The following is a 25,288-nucleotide window of genomic DNA, read 5'->3' on the forward strand; positions in this document are numbered from 1 at the left end:
GACGGCTTCATGCCTCGCAGGGAACGGCGTCGACGGGATCGCCGACGCCGTTCTTGGTCACTCAGTGGTGATGGCCGCCTTCACCGTGCACGTGGCCGTGCGAAAGCTCTTCCTCGCTGGCCGGGCGCACTTCAGTCACTTCGACGTCGAAATGCAGCGTCTGGCCGGCGAGCGGGTGATTGCCGTCGATGTGCACCTTGCCGTCTTCGATCTTGGTCACGGTGACATTGATCACGCCCTGCGGGCCGCGGCCCTGGAACTGCATGCCCGGCTGGATGTCTTCCACGCCCTGGAAGGCCTCGCGCGGCACTTCCTGCACGAGCTCGGCGTGATGCACGCCATAGCCTTCTTCCGGCGCCACGTCGACCTTGAACTGGTCGCCGACCTGGCGGCCTTCCATCGCCTTTTCCAGGCCCGGGACGATCTGGCCCACGCCCTGGAGGTACACGAGCGGCTCGCGACCCTGCGAGCTGTCGAGGACCTGGCCGTTGTCGTCGGTCAGCGTGTAATGGAAGGAAACGACGGAGTTGTTCTCGATCTGCATGATGGTCTCTAAAAGGGGAATGGCACCGGCTGAGCCCGGTACGAATCTCCAAGATTAACAGAGCCCTTGTGACGATGCCGGCTAGGCGCGGGCATGCCGGATTGGCCATACTCCGGCCATGGTTCTCGAGAAACAGCTGCTACGCCGCGCTCGGGCCGCCTTTTTCGGGCTGGCGTTGGCGAGTTTGCCGGTGTCGCTACTGGCCACGCCGCAAAATCAGGTCCTTCCCGCACAAGCGCCTGCCAGCGCGGCCTCGCTGGCCCAGCAGATCGACGCGGTGATCGGCCAGGCGCGCTTTGCCGGTGCCGACTGGGGCATCGCGGTGGTGTCGCTCAGCAACGGCCGCACGGTCTACAGCCATCACGCGGACCAGCTGTTCCAACCCGCCTCCACCGCCAAGCTGTTCACCGCGGCGGTGACGCTCAGCGAACTGGGTGCCGACTACCGCATCCCCACGCGCGTGCTGGCCGGTGGCGAGATACGCAACGGCAGGCTCGATGGGCCGCTGATCCTCTACGGCATGGGCGACCCCACCCTCGGCGCCGACGTGGCCACGCTGGGCTGGGCCAATCAGCTGGCCGAGCAACTGGCGGCGCAGGGCCTGCGCCATGTGCGTGGCGACCTGATCGCCGACTCGACCTACTTCGCCAGCCCCGCCATGGGCACCGGGTGGGAAGCAATCGATCTGCAGAGTTGGTTCGCCGTGCCGGCGAGCGCCTTGAGCGTGGGCGAGAACCAGGTCGACGTCACGGTGACGCCGGGCGCCGGTGCCGGCCTGCCGGCCCAGTTGCGCTTCGATCCCGCCAACGCGATACCCAGCGTGGCCAACGAGGTGGTGACCAGCGCGCAGCGCACGCACAACGACGTGAACCTCTATCGCGCACCGGGCGATGGCGTGCTGTACGCGTTCGGCAACATCGCGGCCAAGTCGCCCGCGCAAAACTACAAGCTCGCCCTGCCCGACCCCGCGCAATTCGCCGGCCAGTTGTTGAAGGAGGCGCTGCAGCGCCATGGCATCCAGCTCGACGGCAAGCTGCTCACCGTGCGCTGGCCGCGTCGCGACACTTTCCTGCCGGCACAGCCGCAGACCCTGGCCGAAGTGTTGTCGCCGCCAATCGGCGAGATCCTCGAGCGCGGCCTCAAGCGCTCGCAGAACCTCTATCTGCAGAACCTGCTGTTGCTCGCCGGCGTGAAGGCACAGGCGGATATGGAGCAACGCGAAGGCAGCATGGGTTTCATCACCAGCGAGCGCTGGGGCATCCGCGCGATGCATCAGCTGCTGGAACAGATCGGCATCGCGCCGGCCGCCAGCCTGATCGAGGAAGGCACGGGACTGTCGCGCCGCAATCTCGCCACGCCGCGTGCGATGGCGCAGCTGCTCGCCTTCCTCGCCGGCCAGCCGTACGGACCGGCGTTGGCGGAGGCGCTGCCGATTGCCGGTGTCGACGGCACGCTGCAATGGCGCATGCGCAACACGCCGGCTGAAAACAACCTGCGCGCCAAGACGGGCAGCATGAGTTTCGTGCACTGCCTGGCGGGCTACGTCACCAGCGGCGACGGCGAGCGGCTGGCATTCGCCATCATGCTCAACAACTACGATCCACCCGCGGGCGCGCCCAGCGCCACCCGCGACATCGACCAGATCGCCGTGCTGCTGGCCGGATCGCGGCAGCCAGCGTCAACGCCGGCGGTGGCGACTCAGCCCGCCAACTGATTGCGCAGGTCCTTGCCGATCTTTTCCGGCGTGTCGGTGGGCGCGTAGCGTTTCACCACCTGGCCATCGCGATCGACCAGGAACTTGGTGAAGTTCCACTTGATCGATTCGCTGCCCAGGATGCCTTTGCCTTCGCTCTTGAGCCACTTGTAGAGCGGGTGCGCGCCATCGCCATTGACCTCGACCTTGGCGAACAGCGGGAAGCTCACGTCGTAGCTGGTGGAACAGAAGTTGCGGATCTCGGCCTCGTCGCCAGGCTCCTGATGGCCGAACTGGTCGCAGGGAAAACCCAGCACCACCAGGCCCTTGTCGCGGTCGGCGCGCCACAGCGCCTCCAGCCCGGTGTATTGCGGCGTGAATCCGCACTTGGAGGCCACGTTGACGACCAGCAGCGTCTTGCCGCGAAAGTCGGCCAGCGAGCGCTCGTTGCCATCGATGTCGCGCGCGGAGAAATCGTAGATGGAGGTCATCGCAGCCATTCCTCATTGAAAGGACGCCAGTCTAGCCCCATGCAGGCTCACGGTGCCTTATGCTTGCCACCGTCCGGCTCGCCCGGCAGCGGCCCCAGGGCTCGCGCTTCCCCGGTTTTCCGAAGGTATCTCGTGATCAGATTCCAGGATGTTCATAAGTCCTACCGCGTCGACGGGCGGGACGTTCCCGCCCTGCAAGCTTTCAACCTCGACATCGCCGATGGCGAAGTGTTCGGCATCATCGGCCATTCGGGTGCGGGCAAATCGACGCTTATACGTCTGATCAACCTGCTCGAACGGCCCAGCGGCGGACACGTGCTGATCGGCGATACCGAGATGACGGCGCTGACGGAAGCGCAGCTTCGGCTCGAGCGTCAGCGCATCGGCATGATCTTCCAGCACTTCAACCTGCTCTCTTCGCAGACCGTGGCGGAGAACGTGGCGTTTCCACTGCGACTGGCCGGCGAGCACGACAACGCCTCGATCCGCCAGCGCGTGGATGAGCTGCTCGCGCGCGTCGGCCTGACCGCCCATGCGGACAAATATCCCTCGCAGCTTTCCGGTGGCCAAAAGCAGCGCGTGGGCATTGCACGTGCGCTGGCCAATCGGCCGTCCATCCTGTTGTGCGACGAGGCCACCAGCGCGCTCGATCCGCAGACCACGGCTTCCGTGCTCGAACTGCTCGCCGAGATCAATCGCGAACTGAAGCTCACCATCGTGCTGATCACCCACGAAATGGACGTGGTGCGCCGCGTCTGCGACCGCGTGGCGGTGCTCGACGCCGGACGCATCGTGGAAACGGGCGCCGTCGCCGATGTCTTCCTGCATCCGCAACACGCCACCACGCGCCGCTTCGTCAACGAGGCGCTGCCGGAAGAAGCCGCGGGCGAGCAGGCACCGTTTGCGCACGTCGCGGGCCGCATTCTGCGCCTGTCGTTCCGCGGCGAGGCCACCTGGACACCTGCACTGGGACGCGTGGCACGCGAGACCGGCGTCGATTTCAACATCCTGGCCGGACGCATCGACCGCATCAAGGACCTGCCCTATGGCCAGCTCACGCTCGCCATGCAGGGCGAACGCGTGGACGACGCCTTGGCCACGTTGCGCGAAGCCGGCATCGAAATCGAAGAAATCACCCCCTTGCCGGAGAGCCGCGCATGAGCGCCCCGCTGCAGAATCTTTTTCCGAATATCGACGACTGGAGCGAGATCGGTCATGCCTGCATCGATACCTTGCTGATGCTGGGCGGCTCGCTGTTGCTCACCATCGTGGTCGGCCTGCCGCTGGGCGTGCTGCTGTATCTCACCGGCAAGGGCCAACTGCGCGCCATGCCCAAGCTGTATGCGGTGCTGTCGCTGCTGGTGAATATCCTGCGCTCGATTCCCTTCATCATCCTGATGATCGTGTTGATGCCGCTCACCTATGTGCTGGTGGGCACCAAGCTGGGCATTCGCGGCGCGATTCCACCACTGGTGATCGGTGCGGCGCCGTTCTTCGCGCGGCTGGTGGAAACCGCCTTGCGCGAAGTGCAGCGCGGCGTGATCGAAGCCAGCCAGGCGATGGGCGCCAGCACCTGGCAGATCGTGCGCCATGTGTTGCTGCCGGAGGCCCGCGGCGGCCTGATCGCCGGCATCACCGTGACAGCTATTGCACTGGTGGGCTATACCGCCATGGGCGGCGCCATCGGCGCGGGCGGCCTGGGCGACCTGGCTTATCGCTACGGCTATCTCAGCTACAAATCGGACTACATGGTGGTCACGGTGGTGCTGCTGATCGTGCTGGTGCAGCTGCTGCAGATGGCCGGCGACCGTATCGTGGCGCGCTATACGCGGCATTGAGACGGCCGCGTCCCGGCGTTTTTGCATTCGGCGGTATGGACGGCTATTCTGTTGCGCCGCACCAAGCGTTTCCGCCCATATGACGAAAATGAATAAGCTCATTGCCATGCTTGCCGCCCTGCTCCTGCTGGCGGGCTGTTCGTCGTCCAATGGCAGCGGCGATGCCAACAGCCAGAAGCTGGTGGTGGCCGCCACGGCGGTACCGCACGCCGAGATCCTCAAGCAGGTCAAGCCGATCCTGGCCAAGCAAGGCATCGATCTGGAGATCAAGGTATTCGCCGACTACGTGCAGCCCAACGTGCAGGTGCTGGAGAAGTCGATCGATGCCAATTACTTCCAGACCGGGCCCTATCTCGACGCGTTCAACCGCGAGCGCGGCACCAATCTCGCCATCGTGACCGGCGTGCACATCGAGCCGTTTGGCGCCTACTCGCGCAAGCTCAAGTCGATCGACCAGCTGCCGGACGGCGCCTCGGTGACCCTGCCCAACGATCCCAGCAACAACAGCCGCGCGCTGCTGCTGCTCGCCAAGCACGGCTTGATCACGCTGAAGGATCCGAGCAACGAACTGTCCACGCAGAAGGACATCACGGCCAACCCGAAGCACCTCAAGCTGCGCGAACTGGAAGCCGCCATGTTGCCGCGCACGCTGGACGAGGTGGACCTGTCGCTGATCAACACCAACTATGCGCTGGCCGCCGGCCTTAACCCGACCAAGGATGCGCTGTTGATCGAGGACAAGGATTCGCCGTACGTGAACTACCTGGTCGCGCGTCCGGACAACAAGGACGACCCGCGCGTCCAGGCGCTGGCCAAGGCGCTGACCAGTCCTGAGATCAAGGCGTTCATCGAGCAGAAGTACCAGGGCGCGGTGCTGCCGGCGTTCTGATCGACAGCTGTCATTGCCTGTGGGAGCGCACCCTGTGCGCGACACGTGCGCCACGTCGACACCTCGACGCAGCGACCGTCGCGCACAGGGTGCGCTCCCACAGTGTTTTTGGATGACTCAGGAGGTCACGGCTTCCGGCTCGGCCGGAATCTCGAACACCTGCCGCAGATACGCCACATAAGCGGCGTCCTCGCACATGTTCTTGCCCGGCGTGTCGCTGAGCTTGGCCACCGGCTGACCGTTGCATCGGATCATCTTGATGACGATCTGCAGCGGCTCGGGCCCGACATCGTTGGTGAGATTGGTGCCCACGCCGAAGGCCAGCTGGCAGCGGCCGTGGAAGTGCTCGTACAACTGCATCACCTTCGGCACGTCCAGGCCATCGCTGAATACCAGCACCTTGGTGCGCGGGTCGACGCGATTGGCGCGGTAGTGCGCAAGCACCCGCTCGCCCCAGGCAAACGGATCGCCCGAGTCATGGCGCGTGCCATCGAACAGCTTGCAGAAATACATGTCGAAGTCGCGCAGGAAGGCGCTCAGTCCGTAGACGTCGGACAGCGCGATGCCGAGATCGCCGCGGTATTCCCGCGCCCACGTCTCCAGCGCGGCCACCTGCGAATCGCGCAAGCGTGGACCCAGCGCCTGGTGCGCCTGCAGATACTCGTGCGCCAGCGTGCCCAGCGGCGTCAGGCCGAGCTTCCACGCCAGCCACACGTTGCTGGTGCCGGCGAGCTGGCGCCCCAGGCCATCACGCAGGGTGGTGGCCACTTCGGCGTGCCATGCACGCGAGAAACGGCGGCGCGTGCCGTAGTCGGCGATGCGGCAATCCTGGAAACCTTCCGTGTCGCGCAGCAAGGCGATCTTCTCGCGCAGGCGACGGCGGCCTTCGTCCAGCGAAAGGCCGGGCTGGGTATTGCGGAAATACACTTCGTTGACGATCGCCAGCAACGGCACTTCGAACAGGATGGTGTGCAGCCAGGGACCGCGGATGTGGATGTCGATGTCGCCTGGCCCCTCCTGCGCCGGCGTGATCTCCACGTACTTCGCGTTGAGCTGGAACAGCCCGAGGAAATCGATGAAGTCGCTCTTGATGAACCGCCAGGTGCGCAGGTAATCCAGTTCCTCCGGCGTGAAGCGCAGCGCGCACAGCCCTTCCAGCTCGCGGCGGATCTCGGCGATATAGGGAACCAGGTCGATGCCCGGGTTGCGACACTTGAATTTGTATTCGACCTGCGCCGCCGGATAGTGATGCAGCACAACCTGCATCATGGAGAACTTGTACAGATCGGTGTCGAGCAGGGAGGTGACGATCATCAGTCGCTCAAGCGGCGGGGGATGCGTCGATTATCCTCGCCCAGCCGCACTCGCGGCGAGTCGGCGCCAAACAACAGGCAATAAAAAACCCCGGTAGCCAGGGGAGGGGCTAGCGGGGTTTGTCAGGCCGGTCCATAACAAAGAGGGGAAAAAGGACCGACCCCTCAGTGGCACGATGGTGCTGTACCACTTCTTGTCGCCGTCACGGCGATACGTCTCCTTAGTGTGGCCGGCCCGGAGCTAGTTCAAGCGCCTCGGCGGTTTTGTTCAGCTTTCGGCAAGCTGGCCGACTCGTCGACCAAGAGACGCTTACAATCGACGGCTTTCCGGACGGGATGATCGCGCCATGCTCAGCCTGCTACGCCGCCTGTGCCTGCTGGCCCTGGCCATCGCCCTGCCCCTGCATGCCGCCGATCTCACGGTGGACCTGGGCCACGGATCGAAGACCTATAGCACCGCACAACTGCTGGCCCGCGGCGACATCCGCGAGATCGCGATTCCCGACGATGTCTCCTTCAAACGCGCCATGCGCTATCGCGCCGTGCCCTTGAAGACGCTGCTCGAGGGCGTTTCGCCCGACGACACCTTGCAGTTCGTGGCCTCCGACGGCTTTGCCGCGCAAATTCCCGCCGCCTTGATCGTCCGCGCCCAGGGCTCGGAAGCCTTGTTGGCGGTCGAGGACCCGGCCCATCCCTGGCCGATGCTGGCCGAGATCAAGGGCGATGCCGGTCCCTTCTACGTGGTGTGGACGAATCCGGCGGCGATGAAGATCGGGCCGGAGCAATGGCCGTTCCAGCTGTCCTCGATCCGGCGCCAGCCGCCCGTGGCGGAACGCTTCCCCGCCATCCGCCCCGATCCCGCCCTGAAGGCCGACAGCCCCGTGCTGCGCGGCTTCGCGGTGTTCCAGCGCACCTGCTTCGCCTGCCACACCCTCAACGGCCAGGGCGACGCCAAGCTGGGCCCGGACCTCAACATCCCGCACAGCCCCACCGAGTACCTGCGCGAGGACCTGCTGCGCGCCTATATCCGCGACCCTCAGTCCTTGCGCCACTGGCCGCAGGCGCGCATGCCGGGCTTCGATCGCAAGGCGCTGTCCGACCGGGACCTGGACGACCTGCTGGCCTATCTGCGGCACATGGCGGGTCGCAAACAGCCTTAAAGCGAGGGTGCGACCTCGGGCTGCCCGGTGGCATCCAGCCACTGCTGCAGCGAACGCTGGCGCTGCGCATACGGCTGCCGCGCAAACTCGCGCACGCTGCCGTAGAACGCCGGCCACTGCCCTTCCGCATGGCGGAACAGCGCCAGGAATACCGGCGTCCAGCGATCGTAGATGCCGAAGGGCAGCAGCCGCGCATTGTTGATCGGACCGTTGACCCAGGCGTCGTAGCGATGGTCGTTCGGCCAGTCCAGGTCGCGCCATTGCACGTAGCGCAGGCGGAAGTCGTCGATGGCCTGCTGCTTGCCGGCCGCCATGGCCGTGTCGTCCACGCCGCTGGCGTAGAGTTTCTTCAGGCGGTCGCGCAGATCCATCACCAGCCAGGTGAAGCCGTCGTCCATGGTCTTGTCGCGATCGTCCTGCAGCGGCAGCCCGCGCGACTGGCGCCATTGGCGCAGGCCTTCTTCCTGCACGAAGCTGGCGAAGGATTCGTTGAACGAACTGTCGTCCTTCACGTAGATCAGCTGGTGCGCGAGCTCGTGGAAGATGGTGCCGGCCAGTTCGTCGTCGTCCCAGCGCATCATGCTGCTGAGGATGGAATCGGAAAACCATCCCAGCGTGGAATACGCCGGCACGCCGCCCACGTAGGTGTCGTTGCCCGCGGCCTCCAGCTGCGCTGCCTCGGCCTTCGCCTTGTCGCGGGAAAAGTAACCGCGATACGCCACGCAACCGGCAAACGGGAAGCAGTGCTGGATCGGCGAGATGGAAAAGCGCGGCGCGGCGAACACGTTCCACACCACGTAGGAGCGGTCGAGCTTCACGTAACTGGTGTAGCTGCGGTTGTCCGGCAGATCCAGGTGCTCGGAGGCGAAATGGCGGGCTTGCTGCGCCAGCTCGAGGCGCTGCCGGGTCGCGGCATCGGTCGACGGATCGCGCAGCACCTCGCTCACGTCGCGGCGGCTCATCACCAGCTCGCCCTGGCCCTTGGCCACGTGTGCGTAGTAGTCGACGGTGCTGCAGGCACCAAGCAGCAGGCCCATCGTCAAGATGACGATGGGCCTGAGGAATCTATGCAGGGTCGGCGCGCGGCATAGCAACGTCATGCCGCGATTGTGCCGCGATTTCAGTGACCGCGACCGCCGTTGTTCCAACCGCCGTGGCCACCGCCGCCGTGACCGCCGCCATGGCCGCCGCTCCAGTTGCCGCGACCGCCGCGATAGTAGTTGCCGCCGCCGTGGTAATAGCCGCCACCTCGGTAGTAGCCGCGACCGCCGTAGTAACCGCGGTAGCCACCGTAGTAGCCGCCGATGCCGATGCTTACCGCCGGTCCGTAGCAGCAGCCGTAGTAGCCGTAGCTCGGATAGTAGTAACCGGGGTAATAACCGCCGCTATAGGTGACGCCCGTGCCGTAGTAGGCGTCGCCGCCGCCAGTGACAACCGGGCGCACATAGCTGTAGCCCGGATCGTAGTAACAGCCGGATAGCGCCGCGGTGGCGACCGCCAAGGCAAGACCGGCAAGCACGCGTTTCATACGTAAGGCCTTCATGGGGAGGAAGACAGCCCCACTGTGAACCTGTGCTGGTAAGTGCGCACTGAACGTTATCGGCATGGCTGGCAGGTATTTACCTGCCAGCCATGCCGGGAACCGACTTTGCTCTGCCGGTTCAGTTATTGCCGCTACGCTCGGGCGGCTGGCGGATGTGTCCGTACACCGCTTCGCTGGAAACGCCAGCGTTGCTGGCGCCCGCGCCGAGATTGCCGTTGTTGCCACTGGGGTGCTCGTCGGCACCTGGCCAGGTGGGTCCCTGGCGCACCCTTTCCTGCTTGGCTTCGAGCAGGGCCTGGATGTGTTCCGCCGCTTCCTGCGGCGTCAACCGCTTGCGTGCGGCACGGCGCGGCCGGGTAGTGGCGGTCGCGGTACGGCTGCGTCGTGCGGCGGGTGCTTTCTTGGTGGCGGTCTTGCGGGTTGCCGCGGCGGCCTTGCCAGCTGTGACGCGCTTGGTGGCCGCCTTTCGTGTGGCCGCTTTCTTGGTGGCCTTCTTGGCAGTGGCACGCTTGCGGGCCGTCTTCTTCGCCGCCGATTTGCGCGGAGCGGCTTTCTTGGCGGCGGTCTTGCGTGCCGTCTTGCGGACCGCGGTCTTGCGGGTCGCCTTCTTCGCGGCCGTCTTGCGTGCCGGCGACTTGCGGGTGGCGGTCTTGCGGGCCGTCTTGCGAGTGGCCTTCTTGGCCGCCGTCTTGCGAGTCGCCTTCTTCGCGGCGGTCTTACGGGTGGCCGACTTGCGCGTGGCTACCTTGCGGGCAGCGGTCTTGCGAACGGCGCGTTTGGCGGTGGCACGTTTGCGTGCGGTGGTTTTCTTGGCAGTGGATTTACGGGTGGCTGCTTTCTTGGCCGAGGATTTCTTCGCGGCCGGCTTGCGCTTCGTTGCCATGCGTCTTCACTCCTCTGTTGTCGAGAAAGCCCGACGCCCCATCACGCCAGGCTAAACCGACAAGTAACACCAACAACATGTATCAGGGGTGAGCAAAACCGCACTTTTTCAACATCGCGCTGCGCTCAGAACCTCGGTTGCGAGAGCGCGGCGAGGAAGTGGGAGATCACTTCCGGTCGAACCACCACGGTGAACGCCACGCCGAACGCCGCGCCCCACAAGTGCGCGCTGTGGTTGACGTTGCCCTGCCCGCGGCGATCCATGTAGATCGAATAGGCCACGTAAAGCACGGCATAGACGATCGCCGGCACCGGCACCACGAACACGATGATGCGCGACCACGGCGCCAGCAGCACGAACGAAAACAGCACCGCCGACACCGCGCCCGACGCACCCAGGCTGCGGTAGTTCGGGTTGTTCTTGTTGCTCAGGTAGGTCGGCAGGATCGAGACCACCAGCGCCAGGATGTAGAACAGCGCAAAGCCCAGCATGCCCAGCGAGGCGGTGAAAAACCCTTCCATGCTGCGGCCGAAGAAGAACAGCGTGATCATGTTGAACAGCAGGTGGCCGAAATCGGCGTGCACCACGCCGTAGGTCACCAGCCGGTGATATTCGCGGCTGCGGGTGATGGCGGGCGGCCACAGGATCAGATCGTTCATCAGGCGGGCGTTGTTGAACGCCATGAAGGAGACGACACAGGTGATGGCGATGATGATCAGCGTGATCATGCGGACTTCCGGACGGGGCTGAAGACTGAAGACAAAGAATCCGCATCTTGGCGTCGCGGCGGGCACTTGTCGACTGAGCAAGCCCGAAAAGCCCGCGCACAGGGCGAAATTCCGCACTATCATGCCCGGCTCCAAGCGTTTCCCCACGCCCCAGGCACTCCCCATGTCGATTCGTTACCTGCATCTGGACGTCTTTGCCGCCACGCCCGGCGGCGGCAACCACCTGGGCGTCGTCACCGACGCCACCGGTTGGAGCGATGCCCGCATGCAAGCCTTCGCCCGCTGGACCAACCTCGTCGAAACCACCTTCCTGCTGCCGCCCAGCCAACCGGGCGCGAGCTACCGCGTGCGCATCTTCACGCCGCACAAGGAAATTCCCTTCGCCGGTCATCCCAGCATCGGCAGTGCGCACGCCGTGCTGCTGTGCGGGCGAGCCGAGCCCGTGGACGGGGTGCTGTGGCAGGAATGCGGCGCGGGCGTACTGCCCATCCGCGTCGAAGGCACCGATGGCGCCCAACAGTTGCTGCTGAAATCGCCCCGCTCCACCGTCGAGAAAACCGGCCGCGACGCGCATCCGCTGCTCGATGCGGCACTTGCCGGCATCGATCTCGGCACGCTGCCGCCGGCCTACGTCTCGGGCGGCCGCCATTGGTGGCTGGCCGAATGCGCCGATGAAGCCTCGCTGCGCCAGTGGAAGCCCGACCACGCCGCCATCGGCGCGCTGGCCAAGGCGACCGACAGCGTGGGCCTGTGCGTGTTCGCGCGCAGTTCGCAGCCGGGCTATCAACTCGTCGTGCGCGCACTGCCCGCCGGCGTGGGCCTGGTGGAAGATCCTGCGTCCGGTGCCGCCAATGGCCTGATCGCGGCGTATATCGCCCACGCCGAGCCCAACGGTCCACTCGCGGGTGGCTACGTGGTGAGCCAGGGCCGCGAGATCGGCCACGATGCCAGCCTCACCGTGCGCATCGACGGCGACAGCGTGTGGATCGGCGGACATACCAACACCATCATCGACGGCACACTGCACTGGAGCGGCCAGTGAGCGCGCGGCCGCAGATCTGGGTCGATGCCGACGCCTGTCCTGCGGCCATCAAGGAAGTGCTGTTTCGCGCGGCGGACCGCGAGCAGGTGCACGTCACGCTGGTCGCCAACCAGTGGCTGCGCACGCCGCCGTCGCGTTTCGTGCGCGCCATCCAGGTGCCGGGAGGCTTCGACGTAGCCGATGCCGAGATCGTGGAGCGCGTGAGCGCGGGCGACCTGGTGGTGACGCAGGATATTCCGCTTGCGGCCCTGGTGATCGAAAAAGGCGCGCTTGCCGTGCACCCCCGCGGCGAGCTCTACACGCCCGATACCATCGCGCAACGCCTCTCCATGCGCAATTTCATGGACGAATTGCGCGGTTCCGGCGTCGATACCGGCGGCCCGGCGGCTTTCCATGCGCGCGACAAGCAGGCCTTCGCCAATCAGCTGGATCGGTGGTTGGTGAAGTTCCGCAGCACACGGTAAACATCACTGTAGGAGCGCACCCTTTGCGCGACCGCAGAGCTGAGGATCTCCTCTTTGATCGGCCGTCGCGCACAGGGTGCGCTCCCAGAGATTTGATGGACGGGTATGGTCAGAGCTCGCGCTCGTCCAGATGCGCCCGACGCGCGGCCACTTCCGCCATGATCGACCAGTCAACGTCTTCCTTGCCGCCCGCCAAGGCCTCGAGCAGGCTGTCACGCAACAGCCCCGCCAGCGGCAACGGCACGCGTGTGGCATCCGCTGCCGCGAGCGCGAGGCCGATGTCCTTGTAGCCCAGCGGCAAGGCAAATCCGGCCGGCGTGTAGCGCGATTCGCCGATCAGCTTGGCGTAGCCCTGATAGGCAGGCGCAGCGAACAAGGTGTTGGTCATCACCTCGAGAAAATCGGCCGCGCTCACGCCGTGGGCGCGAGCCAGCGCCGAGGCCTCGGCCATGCTTTCGATGGCGGCACCAAGCATGAAGTTGCCCGCAATCTTCACCACGTTCGCCCGTTCGGGCTCCTCGCCCAGTGGCCAGATACGGCTGGCCATGGCCTCGAGCAGCGGGCGCAGGCGATCGATCAGCGCCGGCTTGCCCGCCGCGAGCATGTTGAGCTTGCCCGCTGCCGCCACGTCGGGACGACCGAACACGGGCGCTGCCAGGTAATCGAGGCCGCGCCGCGCATGTTGCTCGGCCAGCTCGCGCGCCAGCGCCACCGAAATGGTGGCGTGATTGACGTGCACCGTGCCTTTGTCCATGCCATCGAACAGACCGTCGTCGAAGAACACCTGGCGTACGGCCTGGTCGTTGGCCAGCATGCTGAAGAGCACGTCGCCCTGCGCCGCGCGATCAGCCGTCTTCACCACCTTGGCACCCAGCGATACGAACGGCTCGGCGGGACCGGGCGAGCGATTCCACACGGTGACCTCGTGTCCGGCCTTGATCAGGTTGCTGGCCATGGCGCTGCCCATGGCTCCCAGGCCGATAAAACCTACTTTCATGCGATAACTCCGGAGAAGACAACTTTTTCAGTGGATCACGCACAGCGTTCACCCGGTGCGAAATTACGCCACCTCGCCTGCGGCATGCCCCGATGCCCACGCCCACTGGAAGTTGTAGCCGCCCAGCCAGCCGGTCACGTCGACCACTTCGCCAATGAAATACAGGCCGTTCACGAGTTTCGATTGCATGGTGGACGATGAGATGCCGTCGGTATCGACGCCGCCCAAAGTGACTTCGGCCGTTCGATAACCTTCCGTGCCACTGGCCACGATGGGCCAGTCATGCAGTTGTTCGCCGATGCTCTTGAGTTCCGCTTCGCGATACTGGCGCATCGGCCGGCTCTCGAACCACAGCTCGCACAAGCGCTGTGCGAGGCGGCGCGGCAACACGTCGCCGAGCACGTTCTTCAGTTCCGCCGCGGGACGCGCCACGCGCTGCTCCTGTAGCCACGCCGCGAGATCGCGTTCGGGATGCAGATCGATGCGCAGGTCGTCGCCCGCCTGCCAGTACGAGGAAATCTGCAGGATCGACGGTCCGCTGAGGCCGCGATGGGTAAACAGCATGCCGGCGCGAAACGAATGCTTGCCCACGCGGGTTTCGGTCAGCGGCAGAGCCACGCCGGAAAGATCCTGGTAGCGCTCCTGATGCTTGCCGCTCAAGGTCAGCGGCACCAGTCCGGCCCGCGTGGGCAGCACCGCATGGCCGAACTGCCGAGCCAGTTCATAGCCGAAGCCGCTGGCGCCCATGCTGGGAATCGACAGGCCGCCCGTGGCGACGACCAGCGATTGCGCGTGCACCTCGCCATGCGCGGTGACGACATTGAAACCCTCGTCGGTCTTGCGCACGCGCTTCACGCCGCAGCTGGTTTCGATGCGCACGCCGGCCTGCGCGCACTCGTCCAGCAGCATGCGCACGATCAGCTTGGAGGACTCGTCGCAAAAAAGCTGGCCCAGCTCCTTCTCGTGGTACGCGATGCGGTGCTTCTCCACCATCGCGATGAAATCCCAGGGCGTGTAACGGGCCAGTGCCGACTTGGCGAAGTGCGGATTGGCGGACAGGTAAGCCGCCGGTGTCACGCCCGTGTTGGTGAAATTGCAGCGGCCGCCGCCCGACATCAGGATCTTCTTGCCGACCTTGTTTGCATGGTCGACCACCAGCACACTGCGTCCCCGCTGGCCGGCCACGATGGCGCACATCAGCCCGGCGGCGCCGGCGCCGATGATCAGTACGTCTACTTTCACGCGCGCACCGCCGCCATGCCCTGCTCCCGTTCAATTGACCGCGCATTATCCTTCAGGATGCGCCAGATGGCTTAAACTCGGGTTTTCCCTGCAGCGGACCGCCACCATGCCTTCCTTTGACGTCGTTTCCGAAGTCGACAAGCACGAATTGACCAATGCCGTGGACCAGGCCAACCGCGAGCTGTCGAGCCGTTTCGATTTCAAGGGCACCGACGCGAAGTTCGAGCTGGACGAGTTCGTGATCACCCAGTCGGCCCCCAGCGAATTCCAGCTGGAACAGATGCTGGACATCCTGCGTGGCCGCCTCACCTCACGCAAGATCGACATCCGCGCGTTGGACGTGGGCAGCGCCGAGACCAATCTTGGCGGTTCGCGCCAGAAAGTCACCGTCAAGCAGGGCATCGAGCAGCCGATCGCCAAGAAGCTGGTGGCAACGCTGAAAGCGGCCAAGCTGAAGGTCGAGGCGCAGATCAACGGTGACAAGCTGCGCGTCACCGGCAAGAAGCGCGACGATCTGCAGGAAGCGATGGCCGTGCTGCGCAAGGCCGACGTCGAGCTGCCGCTGCAGTTCGACAATTTCCGCGATTGACAGGGCTCGCACCCTGGCTCGTCATTCCGGCGCAGGCCGGAATCCAGCAGCCTCGGTTTCCGGTCTTCGCCAAAGACCGACACCAAAAGCATGCGAGGCCATCGCGAAAATCAGTCGCCTCGCCACTGGATTCCGGCCTGCGCCGGAATGACGGGTAGGAAAGGTGACGGCCGCGAGACGCCCTACCCCGCCAGCCCCGCCGCGATATTCACGCTGATCGCAATGATGAATACGTTGAAGAAGAACGCGATCACGCTGTGCAGCAAGGCCACGCGGCGCAGGTAGCGGCTGCTGATCTGCACATCGGAAACCTGGAAGGTCATGCCGATGACGATCGAGAAATACATGAAGTCCCAGTAGTCGGGCTCTTCCGTGCCGGGAAAATCCAGGCCCTCATGTTTCGCGCCGAAGTCCCCGTAGAAGCCATGCGCATAGTGCATGCCGAACATCACGTTGAAGAACAGCCACGACAGCACGATGCTGGTCGCGGCGATGATCAGCGCCTTCCCGTCGCCGCCCTTCGCGCCGCCCATCTCGGTGGTGAGCGCCAGCGAGACGAAGCCGGTCAGGACCAGCGAAGTCCACAGCACGCCCCAGCGCCCGGTGTCCTGCTTGCGCGCCTGCCCACGCATCACCTCGGGCGATGTGGAGCGGCAGAACAGGATGGTCAGCGCGATCAGATATACCGCCACGCCCAGGTCAAAGCCGAGCAACAGCGCCTTGGCCGGCTTCAGGTCGAACTGGTGCCAGAGCGCGAGGCCCACGATCAACGCGACGGCGCCCGAGACCATCAGGCGCGGACGGGCGCGAAAGGTCCGGAACGGAACGAACTTGCGCCGATGCGAATGGTTGCGGCCGTTGGCGGCGCTCATGCGCAGGTCCTTGCGACGTTCGGGCTACTGGTCTTCACGAGCGCTTTCTCCATGACCCGGAAGCGGGCATGGCGCATCTTAAAGCCAGTTCAGCGCATTCTCGTAGCCGCGGGTTGCGCCGCTCAGACGTGCAGGTCCTGGTACTCCGGATGGCGGGTCATCCAGATCTCCGAATACGAACACGCGGGATCGACCTTCCAGTGTTCCACGCGCGCCGTATCCAATGCGGTACGCACGAGATTGGAAGCGATGCCGCGACCGCCCACCGCCGACGGAACGATCGTGTGGGTGATCGTCATGACATCGCCGTCGAGCGTGTAGTCGAGCACGCAAGGCACGCCGTCGACCTTGGTCTCGAAACGATGCGCCCTGGAGTTGTGATTGATCTCGGCAGACATGAAACGCGCCCTCGCGAAGCTGGGGATGCTCCGGAAGCGCAGGTTAAAGCAGGTGACAGCGAACCAGGCGTGAAGAGCATCGCCTTCGGCGTTCGCATTTCGTGGATGAATCTTTCGGCAAGCTTCCCGGACATTTTGCATACTCCCGGGAGCCGAACATGAAAAGAAACGCATCCGCCGCCTGGTCCGGCGGGCTCAAGGAAGGTTCCGGCACGATATCCACCGCTTCGGGCGTGCTGCACGAAGCGCGCTACGGCTTCCAGTCGCGCTTTGCGGAAGGCCCGGGCACCAATCCCGAGGAACTGCTCGGTGCAGCCCATGCCGGTTGCTACACGATGGCGCTGGCGCTGGGCCTCGAACAAGCGGGCCACGCCGCCACGCGCATCGAGACCAAGGCGGTGGTGACGCTGGACAAGGATGGCGACGGCTTCTCCATCACCACGGTCGATCTCACCTGCCGCGCGAAAGTGGACGGTATCGACGCCGCCAGCTTCGACAAGATCGCCAAGGCGACCAAGGAAGGCTGCCCGGTATCGAAGGTGCTGAAGGCAACCATCAACCTCGACGCCAAACTCGAAAGTTAACCAAGACACCCCGCGCGCACCGTCCGCTGTGCCGCTGCCCGGGCAACGCGGCGGGCGCGTACGGCCTGGGCGAGGCGTTCGAGCACCTGGGTGGAGGCCTCCCAGTCGATGCAGCCGTCGGTGATGCTCTGCCCGTAACGCAGCGGCTGGCCTTCCAGCAGATCCTGACGTCCGCCGACCAGATGGCTTTCCACCATCACGCCGACGATGCGCTGCTCGCCGGACGAAAGCTGGGCTGCGATGTCGTCGACCACCCGCGGCTGGTTTTCCGGCTGCTTGTCGCTGTTGGCATGGCTGGCGTCGATCATCACGCGCGGCGTCTGCCCGCCCTTGGCGATGGCGATGCAGGCCGCTTCCACGCTGGCCGCGTCGTAGTTCGGCGTCTTGCCGCCGCGCAGGATCAGGTGACAGTCCTCGTTGCCTGTGGTGGCGGCGATGGCGGTGTGGCCTTCCTTGGTCACGGCCATGAAATGGTGCGGCTGCGAGGCGGCACTCACCGCATCCACCGCGATCTTCACGTTGCCGTCGGTGCCGTTCTTGAAACCCACCGGGCACGACAGCCCGGAGGCCAGTTCGCGATGCACCTGGCTCTCGGTGGTGCGCGCACCGATCGCGCCCCACGCCACCAGGTCGGCGATGTATTGCGGCGTGATCATGTCGAGGAATTCGCAACCGGCCGGCACGCCCAGTTCGTTGATGTCGCGCAGCAGTCCGCGCGCCAGCCGCAGGCCCTGGTCGATGCGGAAACTGCCGTCGAGACCCGGGTCGTTGATCAGCCCTTTCCAGCCCACCGTGGTGCGCGGCTTTTCGAAGTACACGCGCATCACGATTTCCAGCTCGCCCGCATGTTGCTTGCGCTGTGCCGCGAGGCGCCCGGCGTATTCCAGCGCGGCCCGGGTGTCGTGGATCGAACACGGGCCGATCACCACGGCCAGGCGGTCGTCCTCGCCGGCCAGGATGCGATGCAGCGCCTGCCTCGCGGCACTCACGGTATGCACGGCGTGCACGCTGGCGGCGCAGTCGCGCATCACCTCGGCAGGCGCGCTGAGCGGGGTGATGGCGCGGATGCGTAAATCGTCGGTGGAAGGGTTCACGGTGGTCTCCTGGGGGGATTCACTCGCGACCATGAAAAAGGCCGCCAGTGGTGGGCTGGCGGCCTTTTGGGATTTGGTGTCTTGTCGTTACGACAGTCGAGACCAACCCTCCGCCAGCGGCATCGGATAGCCGTAAAACCAAAAATACTGGCGGGCGGTGGGGAAGGTCATGGGCGCTAGGAATAGCACAGGCTTTTCGCGCGTGCAAAGGATGCATGTGAAACCAAGCATTACACTCAGCCCCATGTCATTGCCATGGAATCTGCTCACCCGCCCTGCCCGCGAGCCCATTCGACGCTGGGTGCTCAGCGCGTTTCCGCGCGGTGGCGGCGGCCACGTGGACTACGATCATCCGCCCGGCGACCCCGGTCTGTTCGGCCCGGACAGCGCCACCTGGCGCGTGCATGCCGACTTTCCGGCCATGCTCGCCGGCGGCCTGGCGGCATTGATGTTGCAGACCCTGCACCCGCTTGCGCTGGCTGGCGTGTGGGATCACTCGAACTTTCGCGACGACCTAGTCGGTCGCCTGCGCCGCACGACGTCGTTCGTCAGCGGCACCACGTACGCGCCGGCGGAGCAGGCACATGCCTTGATCGAACGCGTGAAGCACATCCATGCGCAGGTGAAAGGCAGCGCCGAAGATGGACGTCCATACTCCGCCGACGATCCCGACCTGCTGACCTGGGTCCATGTGACCGAAGCCTATAGTTTCCTGCAGGGCTATCGCCGCTACAGCCATATCGCCATGCCGGCCGGCGCCGGCGACCGCTACTACGACGAAGTGCGCCGCCTTGCCGAAGCGCTCGGCGCGCGCGACGTGCCGGCATCGGAAGCCCAGGTCACCGCCTACTTCCGGCGCGTGCGCGCGCAACTGTGTTTCAGCGAGCGTTCGCGTGCCGTGCTGGACGTGTTGTATCGCGTGCGCCTGCCGGTGCCGGTGGCGGGCCTGTCGCGCGATGTGTTCCTGCAGGCAGGCGCTGCGCTGCTGCCGGTCTGGGCGGATACCTTGCTGGAACGCACGCCGCTGCAGCGCGCGCAGTCGCGACTGGCGGCGCGGGCCCTGTGGTCGGTGGCGCCGGTGTTCCGCATGGCCTTGCAGGACGGCATCGGCAGCCATGCCTGCGCACGCGTCGGCGTGCCTGCCGATACGCTGCAACGCTGGCGTTGATGCAGCCCTGAGCGGGCCTTGCGGGGCCCGCGAGATTGACACGCCCTGCCGATCCGTTAACGTCGCCGGACCTGAACGCACCGCGCGTACAAGGAATGGCACGAGGCAGGCTCTCCATTGGCGACGCTCATCCCATCCCGCAACAGTTGCCTGCCGCAGATGACCAGCGGCGAAAAACGCTTCTCCGAGCGCCTGGAGCAGAAGCTCGAGGACGACTATCTGCTTTGGTACGACGTGGCCATCGGCCTCCGCCAGCGGCGTCCCGACTTCATCGTGTTCCATCCGCGCCGCGGCCTGCTGGTGCTGGAGGTGAAGGACTGGAAGCCCGGCACCATCCAGCAGGCCGACCGCACCCAGTTCACGCTGATCACCGGCAGCAACAGCGTGAAGGAACACAACCCGCTGATGCAGGCACGCGACGGCGCCAGCGAGATCTACAAGGTGCTGGCGCAGGACCCCGCCCTGCGTCACCCGCCCGGCCACAGCTACGAAGGCAAGCTGCTGATGCCGTGGGGCTACGGCGTGGTACTGGCCAACATCAGCCGCAAGCAGTTCGAGGCAGGGCAGCTGGAGGCGGTGATTCCTGCCCATCTGGTGATCTGCCAGGACGAGATGTACGAAACGGTGGAATCGGAAGCGTTCCAGGAACGCCTGTGGGCCATGTTCCCGCAGGTGTTTCCCACCGCCCTCACGCTGCCGCAGATCGACCGAGTGCGCTGGCACCTGTTCCCGGAAATCCGCGTGGAACCGGGCGACGGCCAGTTCGGCCTGTTCGGCTCGGCCGGCAGCGCTTCAACCAAGCTGGCCATCCCGGACCTGATCAAGGTGATGGACGCCCAGCAGGAACTGCTGGCCCGTTCGCTGGGCGACGAGCATCGCATCATTCACGGCGTGGCGGGCTCGGGCAAGACGATGATCCTGGGCTTCCGCGCGATGGAGCTGGCACGCGCGCTGTCCAAGCCGATCCTGGTGCTTTGCTACAACAAGACGCTGGCGGTGCGGCTCGAACAGCTGATGGGCGAGCGCGGCCTCAGCGACAAGGTGCAGGTGTACAACTTCCACAAGTGGTGCCGCAGCATGCTCACGGCCTACCACGTTCCGCTGCCCGAAGACGGCCCGCATTTCGCCGAGGAATTGCCGCCCGCGGTGATTACCGGCGTGGACAACGGACAGATCCCGCGCTTCCAGTACGGCGCCGTGCTGATCGACGAAGGCCACGACTTCGAGCCCGAGTGGTACAAGCTGATCGTGCAGATGATCGATCCCAACACCAACTCGTTGCTGGTGCTGTACGACGACGCGCAGAACATCTACGGACAGGCCACCCGCAAGAAGCTCAGCTGGAAGAGCCTGGGCGTGCAGGCGCAGGGCCGCACTACGATCCTCAAGCTCAACTACCGCAACACGCTGGAAATCCTCTCGGTGGCACGCGGCTTCGCCAACGAGCTGCTGCTGGGACGCAGCGACGACGACGACGGCGTGCCGCTGATTGCACCCGAAAGCGCCGGCCGCCGCGGCGCGCTGCCCGAGCTGATCCGCGTGGAGCGCCAGGAGGAACAGCTGCCGGCGATCATCCAGCGCCTGCGCGACGAACTGGCCGCGGGCCGGAGCCTGTCGGACATGGCCGTGATCTTCCGCAACGGCTGGGAGGGCGAAAAATTGCATGAGGCGCTGCAGCGGGCCGGCATTGCCAGCCAGCTCGCCGAAGGCAACGGCAAGAGTTCGCTGTTCGTGGTGGACGACACGGTCAAGCTGGTCACCATGCATTCCAGCAAGGGACTGGAATTCCCGTTGGTGATCATCCCCGGCCTGGGCTCGCTGCCCAAACCGGGCAAGAACGAGGCCGAAGAAGCACGCCTGCTCTACGTCGCGATGACGCGTGCGACGGAGCGGCTGGTGCTGATCCACCACGAGGATTCGATCTTCAGCCAGCGCATCCGCAACTCCATCAACGACGTGCAACAGCAGCTGGCGAATGCTTGAGCGCAGGGCCGCCGGGGCCGATACTCGGGCAAACAGCTGCCGGCCGTTCTTCCCATGCGTGATCTGTTCGACGATGCCGTTCTCGCTGCGCAACCGCTCGATGTCGCGCTGACGCTGCCCGCCCGCTTCTACACCGATCCGCGCATGCCGACACTGGATGCGCGCGCCATCTTCGCCCGCAGCTGGCAGCTGGTTGGCCATCAATCGCAGGTGGCCGATGTCGGCGACCACATGGTCACTGAGATCGCGGGGCTGCCCTTGATCGTGGTGCGCGGCGAAGACGCCGTCATTCGTGCGTTCCACAACGTCTGCCGTCATCGTGCGGGCCCGATCGCCAGTTGCGATGGCCGTGGCGCGAAGGCCTTGCGTTGCCGCTATCACGGCTGGACCTACGGCCTCGACGGCGTGCTGCGCGGCGCCCCGGAGATGGGCCGCACGAGGGATTTCAATCCGTCGGACATCCGCCTGCCCGAAGTGCGCGTGCAGCTGTGGCAGGGGCTGGTGTTCGTCGCCATCGGCGATGCGCCGCCGTTTGCCGAGGTGGTAGCCGGCATCGACGAACGGTTGGGACTGGAGCGCTCGCTGGAGCACTACCAATTCCATCACCGCGCCAGCTACGAGGTGGCGTGCAACTGGAAGGTGTACGTGGACAACTACCTGGAGGGTTACCACGTGCCGCACATCCATCCCGGCCTCAACAAGCTGCTCGACTACCGCAGCTACATCACCGAGACGGCACCCTGGTATTCGTTCCAGTACAGCCCGCTGGAAAGCGCCGGCGACCTGTACGGCAGCGGCGAGGCGCTGTACTACTTCATCCATCCCAACACCATGCTCAACATCCTGCCCTCGCGCCTGCAGACCAATCGCGTGCTGCCGCTGGGCGTGGATCGCTGCCGGGTGGAGTTCGATTTCTACTACCCCGCCGACGACAGCGCCGAGGCGCATGCGCGCCGCGCACGCGACGTCGAGTTCAGCGACGAGGTGCAGGACGAGGACGTGACCATCTGCGCGGACGTGCAGCGCGGGCTTGCCTCCGGTTCGTACGAAGCGGGGCGTCTGAATCCGTTGCGGGAAAATGCCGTGCATCACTTCCACGAGATGGTGCGCCGCGCGTATCGCGAATCGCTTGCCGAGGGATGACCGCGCGAGTCCGCTCGGCGGCTGAACGCATGAACTCGCGACCGGCCAAGCTGACGCAGGATTGACGCATCCTTCGCGGATGGCGCAGTCTCATCGGGCCCTATATTCGGGAGAGGCGCACATGAAGCGGTTTGTCTGGACCGCGTTGTTGGTCTTGGGATGTGCCAGTCCTGCCGCATTCGCGCAGGGCTTGAACGGCGTGGTGACCGCGTACGTCGATCTCTATGCCGGCCCCGACGCCGGCTATCCCACCATCGCCCAGCTGCCGGCTGGCACGCCGGTGGCGATTCAAGGCTGCACCCAGGGCTATGGCTGGTGCGATGTGATCACTCAAGGCCTGCGCGGCTGGGTGGCGGCCACGTTCGTGCAGTATTCCTACCAAAGCCAACACGTTTACGTGGCCGATTACGGGCCGCGCATCGGCATTCCGATCGTTGCCTTCTCGATCGGCGCGTATTGGGGTTCGTACTACACCAATCGCCCGTTCTATCGGAACCGCGATTACTGGTATGGCCGTCCCTACACGCCGCGCCCGCCGCCGCGTCCGCCGGGCTGGCATCCGGGTTCGCGCCCGCCGCCGCCGGGTCATCGGCCGCCGCCTGGGGGTGGCCATCGTCCGCCTCCGCCGGGCCACCGTCCGCCGCCGCACGGCAATCGCCCGCCCCCGGGCAATCGTCCGCCGCCGACCCAGGGCAACCGGCCGCCGCCGTCGCAGGGACACCGTCCGCCATCGAACAACCGGCCACCGTCCAATCCGGGCACGCATCCGCCGGGCTCGGGCCGACCGCCGGGCGGCGGGCCGCCGCAGGGCCATCGCCCACCGCCGAACCAGGGCGGCGGCAATCATCCGGCCCCTCATCCGCAGGCGCGGCCCGCCCCGGAGAAGAAGGGCGACAACAAGGCCGCCTGATGCCTGCCAGCGAAGCATGAACCGGCGCCCCAGTGCGTCGGTTTGTGTCCGCGTGCGTCGGTTTGCGCTCGGCCGCGTTTTCCGCCGATAAGCGCTGAAGACCCGCTTTTTGCCGATGTTGCGCGGCTATCGCCGAGCACGTCCCGTGGCACGACTCTTGCCCTACAAATCAAGGAGAAGCGGAGTTCTGGCAGGACGCCGTCGGGGTCATTCAGGCATGCGCCGGCCAGGCATGCGGAGGTACCTGTCACCGGGATACCGGTGGGCAGCATCCTCCGTGGTCGACCAACGCGATGCCGTTGCAGCAGCGAGCCTTCGCATGAGCGTCAACGCACGAGACTGGTCCAGGCGACGACCGTTCCCCGTAACGGTCCGCCTGCCGTTGGCCGCGGCCAACGACAGCCGCGTGCATCGGCGCCACTACCTGCCGGTCTGCCTGAAGTTCGTGCTGGCTCTGGTCCTCGCGCTGGCGTGGGCCGTGTTCGCGTATGCCATGGCGCAGCATTGGATGGGCGAACTGACGCCGGGCAGGCAGTGGACGGCGCACCTGCTGGTGATCGGCGTCGCCGTGCTGCCCGCCTTCATGCATGTGTTTCTCGCGGTGGGCCTGCTGCTCGATCGCCGCCCGCTCCGCTCGCACTTCGCTGACGATGATTTTCCCAGCATCACGATCCTGATCGCCGCGCACAACGAGCAGGACAGCATCCTCGACACGCTCGCCAGCATCGCCGCGCAACGCTACCCCGCGCGCATCGAAGTGATGGTGATCAACGACGGTTCCACCGATGCCACGCTCGAGCGGCTGCACAGCGTGTCGTATCCCTGGCTGGAAGTGCTCGACCTGCAAAGCGCAGGCGGCAAGGCCAATGCGTTGAACGCGGGACTGCGGCTGGCTTCCTGCCCGCTCACCGTGACCCTCGATGCGGATGCGCACCTGCAACCGCATGCCTTGCGGCGCCTGGTGACGCGCTACATGAGCGATCCGCCGAATACCGTGGCGGTCGCCGGCGCCGTGCTCGTACGCAACTCGCGGCAGAGCCTGGTCACGCGCATGCAGGAGTGGGATTACTTCCAGGGCATCGCCGCCAGCAAGCGCCTGCAGAGCCTGTTTCAGGGCACGCTGGTGGCCCCGGGCACGTTTTCGCTGTACCGCACCGACATCCTGCGCGTGGTGGGCGGCTGGCCCTCCTGCGCGGGCGAAGACACCGTGCTCACCTGGGCCATCCTGCAGGACCACCATCGCGTGGGCTACTGCGAAGACGCCATCGCCTTCGCGCGCGTGCCCGCGTCGCTCGCGTCATTTCTACAGCAACGCCAGCAGTGGGCGCGCGGCCTCATCGAGGCGTTCAAGGCGCAGGGTTCGCTGCTTTTCCGCCGCCGCCTGAGTACGTTCTTCATCGGCTGGAATCTTCTGTTCCCGTACATGGATCTGGCCTACACGATTGCCCTGATACCCGCCGTCCTGCTGGCATGCACCGGCGTCTACTGGCTGGCGGGTGCGATGCTGGCGTTCGTGCTGCCGGCGAGCCTGTTGGCCAACCTGGTCGTTTATGCGGTGCAGGCGCGCATGTTCCGCTCCGTCGGACTCACCGTACGGCGCAATCCGTTCGGCCTGTTCGGCTACGCCATGCTCTATGGACTCGTGCTCAAGCCGGCGAGCGTGATGGGCTATCTTTCCGGTCTGCTGGGATGGCGCCCGCGCGACTATTGGCGATGAGGG

The 25,288-nt window shown here is 65.5% G+C and carries 26 protein-coding genes; 14 read left to right on the forward strand and 12 right to left on the reverse strand.

The genetic code is table 11. The features are described from left to right. Positions 1–61 precede the first annotated feature (61 nt). The gene (locus ACN9MB_RS15980; protein WP_426269570.1) at positions 62–544 is read right to left on the reverse strand and encodes an FKBP-type peptidyl-prolyl cis-trans isomerase; all 483 of its coding nucleotides are present in this window, start codon (positions 542–544) and stop codon (positions 62–64) included. 118 nt (positions 545–662) lie between these two features. Here ACN9MB_RS15980 and dacB point away from each other — a divergent pair, with 118 nt between their 5' ends. Beyond that, positions 663–2,258 (forward strand): D-alanyl-D-alanine carboxypeptidase/D-alanyl-D-alanine endopeptidase, encoded by a 1,596-nt coding sequence (dacB, locus tag ACN9MB_RS15985; protein WP_426269571.1) that lies wholly within the window; start codon positions 663–665, stop codon positions 2,256–2,258. Here dacB and ACN9MB_RS15990 read toward each other — a convergent pair. Beyond that, the gene (locus tag ACN9MB_RS15990) at positions 2,243–2,728 is read right to left on the reverse strand and encodes a glutathione peroxidase (RefSeq protein ID WP_204634142.1); all 486 of its coding nucleotides are present in this window, start codon (positions 2,726–2,728) and stop codon (positions 2,243–2,245) included. The two genes, dacB and ACN9MB_RS15990, sit on opposite strands and share 16 nt — an antisense overlap. Before the next feature lie 132 nt (positions 2,729–2,860). Between ACN9MB_RS15990 and ACN9MB_RS15995 the strand changes: the two genes are divergently transcribed. From ACN9MB_RS15995 to ACN9MB_RS16005, 3 genes are all read left to right on the forward strand, one after another. After that, positions 2,861–3,889, forward strand: a complete 1,029-nt coding sequence (locus ACN9MB_RS15995) for an ATP-binding cassette domain-containing protein (protein WP_204634141.1) — start codon at positions 2,861–2,863, stop codon at positions 3,887–3,889. After that, positions 3,886–4,566 (forward strand): methionine ABC transporter permease, encoded by a 681-nt coding sequence (locus ACN9MB_RS16000; RefSeq protein ID WP_204634140.1) that lies wholly within the window; start codon positions 3,886–3,888, stop codon positions 4,564–4,566. The genes ACN9MB_RS15995 and ACN9MB_RS16000 overlap by 4 nt, the downstream gene beginning before the upstream one ends. Positions 4,567–4,654: 88 nt before the next feature. Then, a complete protein-coding gene (locus ACN9MB_RS16005; RefSeq protein ID WP_204634139.1) occupies positions 4,655–5,455 on the forward strand; it encodes a MetQ/NlpA family ABC transporter substrate-binding protein in 801 nt (266 codons plus the stop codon). A gap of 117 nt (positions 5,456–5,572) precedes the next feature. On the opposite strand, the gene pncB is transcribed toward ACN9MB_RS16005, so the two are convergent. Beyond that, positions 5,573–6,769 carry a nicotinate phosphoribosyltransferase gene (gene pncB, locus ACN9MB_RS16010; RefSeq protein ID WP_426269572.1) on the reverse strand — a complete coding sequence of 399 codons (1,197 nt, stop codon included), beginning with the start codon at positions 6,767–6,769 and terminating at the stop codon, positions 5,573–5,575. A gap of 346 nt (positions 6,770–7,115) precedes the next feature. Between pncB and ACN9MB_RS16015 the strand changes: the two genes are divergently transcribed. Next, the gene (locus ACN9MB_RS16015; RefSeq protein WP_426269573.1) at positions 7,116–7,928 is read left to right on the forward strand and encodes a c-type cytochrome; all 813 of its coding nucleotides are present in this window, start codon (positions 7,116–7,118) and stop codon (positions 7,926–7,928) included. Here the strand turns inward: ACN9MB_RS16015 and ACN9MB_RS16020 are convergent. From ACN9MB_RS16020 to ACN9MB_RS16035, 4 genes are all read right to left on the reverse strand, one after another. After that, positions 7,925–8,965 carry an aminopeptidase gene (locus ACN9MB_RS16020; protein ID WP_426269574.1) on the reverse strand — a complete coding sequence of 347 codons (1,041 nt, stop codon included), beginning with the start codon at positions 8,963–8,965 and terminating at the stop codon, positions 7,925–7,927. The two genes, ACN9MB_RS16015 and ACN9MB_RS16020, sit on opposite strands and share 4 nt — an antisense overlap. Before the next feature lie 83 nt (positions 8,966–9,048). Beyond that, on the reverse strand, positions 9,049–9,456 hold the full coding sequence (locus ACN9MB_RS16025) for a hypothetical protein (RefSeq protein WP_426269575.1): 408 nt from the start codon (positions 9,454–9,456) through the stop codon (positions 9,049–9,051). Between the two features lie 133 nt (positions 9,457–9,589). After that, positions 9,590–10,354, reverse strand: coding sequence for a histone H1-like repetitive region-containing protein (locus ACN9MB_RS16030; protein WP_426269576.1), 765 nt, complete (start codon positions 10,352–10,354; stop codon positions 9,590–9,592). Between the two features lie 125 nt (positions 10,355–10,479). Continuing rightward, positions 10,480–11,082: a rhomboid family intramembrane serine protease gene (locus ACN9MB_RS16035; protein WP_204634135.1), complete on the reverse strand. Its 603-nt coding sequence runs from the start codon at positions 11,080–11,082 to the stop codon at positions 10,480–10,482. A 163-nt stretch (positions 11,083–11,245) separates the two neighbouring features. Between ACN9MB_RS16035 and ACN9MB_RS16040 the strand changes: the two genes are divergently transcribed. Together ACN9MB_RS16040 and ACN9MB_RS16045 are read left to right on the forward strand one after the other, a co-directional pair. Next, entirely contained in the window at positions 11,246–12,124 is an 879-nt protein-coding gene (locus ACN9MB_RS16040; RefSeq protein WP_426269577.1) for a PhzF family phenazine biosynthesis protein, read from the forward strand. Beyond that, entirely contained in the window at positions 12,121–12,588 is a 468-nt protein-coding gene (locus ACN9MB_RS16045) for a YaiI/YqxD family protein (RefSeq protein ID WP_204634133.1), read from the forward strand. Before ACN9MB_RS16040 ends, ACN9MB_RS16045 begins: the two co-directional genes overlap by 4 nt. Before the next feature lie 109 nt (positions 12,589–12,697). On the opposite strand, the gene ACN9MB_RS16050 is transcribed toward ACN9MB_RS16045, so the two are convergent. Then, positions 12,698–13,585 carry an NAD(P)-dependent oxidoreductase gene (locus ACN9MB_RS16050; protein ID WP_426269578.1) on the reverse strand — a complete coding sequence of 296 codons (888 nt, stop codon included), beginning with the start codon at positions 13,583–13,585 and terminating at the stop codon, positions 12,698–12,700. A 63-nt stretch (positions 13,586–13,648) separates the two neighbouring features. Continuing rightward, positions 13,649–14,827, reverse strand: coding sequence for an NAD(P)/FAD-dependent oxidoreductase (locus ACN9MB_RS16055; RefSeq protein ID WP_426269579.1), 1,179 nt, complete (start codon positions 14,825–14,827; stop codon positions 13,649–13,651). Between the two features lie 106 nt (positions 14,828–14,933). Here ACN9MB_RS16055 and ACN9MB_RS16060 point away from each other — a divergent pair, with 106 nt between their 5' ends. Continuing rightward, entirely contained in the window at positions 14,934–15,416 is a 483-nt protein-coding gene (locus ACN9MB_RS16060; protein ID WP_204634130.1) for a YajQ family cyclic di-GMP-binding protein, read from the forward strand. Between the two features lie 182 nt (positions 15,417–15,598). Here the strand turns inward: ACN9MB_RS16060 and ACN9MB_RS16065 are convergent, their stop codons facing one another. Then, positions 15,599–16,288, reverse strand: coding sequence for a DUF1345 domain-containing protein (locus ACN9MB_RS16065; RefSeq protein ID WP_204634129.1), 690 nt, complete (start codon positions 16,286–16,288; stop codon positions 15,599–15,601). Between the two features lie 122 nt (positions 16,289–16,410). Continuing rightward, the gene (locus ACN9MB_RS16070) at positions 16,411–16,686 is read right to left on the reverse strand and encodes a GNAT family N-acetyltransferase (RefSeq protein WP_204634128.1); all 276 of its coding nucleotides are present in this window, start codon (positions 16,684–16,686) and stop codon (positions 16,411–16,413) included. Between the two features lie 158 nt (positions 16,687–16,844). Here ACN9MB_RS16070 and ACN9MB_RS16075 point away from each other — a divergent pair, with 158 nt between their 5' ends. Next, complete coding sequence (locus tag ACN9MB_RS16075; RefSeq protein WP_204634127.1) at positions 16,845–17,270, forward strand: OsmC family protein; 426 nt, start codon at positions 16,845–16,847, stop codon at positions 17,268–17,270. Here the strand turns inward: ACN9MB_RS16075 and ACN9MB_RS16080 are convergent. Further along, positions 17,267–18,364 (reverse strand): 3-deoxy-7-phosphoheptulonate synthase, encoded by a 1,098-nt coding sequence (locus ACN9MB_RS16080; protein ID WP_204634126.1) that lies wholly within the window; start codon positions 18,362–18,364, stop codon positions 17,267–17,269. The two genes, ACN9MB_RS16075 and ACN9MB_RS16080, sit on opposite strands and share 4 nt — an antisense overlap. 244 nt (positions 18,365–18,608) lie before the next feature. Here ACN9MB_RS16080 and ACN9MB_RS16085 point away from each other — a divergent pair, with 244 nt between their 5' ends. The 5 genes from ACN9MB_RS16085 (at position 18,609) to ACN9MB_RS16105 (ending at position 25,285) form a co-directional block, all read left to right on the forward strand. Further along, positions 18,609–19,532: an oxygenase MpaB family protein gene (locus ACN9MB_RS16085; protein ID WP_426269580.1), complete on the forward strand. Its 924-nt coding sequence runs from the start codon at positions 18,609–18,611 to the stop codon at positions 19,530–19,532. Between the two features lie 159 nt (positions 19,533–19,691). Beyond that, complete coding sequence (locus ACN9MB_RS16090) at positions 19,692–21,515, forward strand: DEAD/DEAH box helicase (protein WP_426271935.1); 1,824 nt, start codon at positions 19,692–19,694, stop codon at positions 21,513–21,515. Between the two features lie 54 nt (positions 21,516–21,569). Further along, the gene (locus ACN9MB_RS16095; protein ID WP_426269581.1) at positions 21,570–22,658 is read left to right on the forward strand and encodes an aromatic ring-hydroxylating oxygenase subunit alpha; all 1,089 of its coding nucleotides are present in this window, start codon (positions 21,570–21,572) and stop codon (positions 22,656–22,658) included. Positions 22,659–22,779: 121 nt separating this feature from the next. After that, positions 22,780–23,568 (forward strand): SH3 domain-containing protein, encoded by a 789-nt coding sequence (locus ACN9MB_RS16100; RefSeq protein WP_426269582.1) that lies wholly within the window; start codon positions 22,780–22,782, stop codon positions 23,566–23,568. A 319-nt stretch (positions 23,569–23,887) separates the two neighbouring features. After that, positions 23,888–25,285 carry a glycosyltransferase family 2 protein gene (locus ACN9MB_RS16105; RefSeq protein ID WP_426269583.1) on the forward strand — a complete coding sequence of 466 codons (1,398 nt, stop codon included), beginning with the start codon at positions 23,888–23,890 and terminating at the stop codon, positions 25,283–25,285. Positions 25,286–25,288: the final 3 nt, after the last annotated feature.

The organism is Dyella kyungheensis (assembly GCF_049913195.1).
Classification (GTDB): domain Bacteria; phylum Pseudomonadota; class Gammaproteobacteria; order Xanthomonadales; family Rhodanobacteraceae; genus Dyella; species Dyella kyungheensis.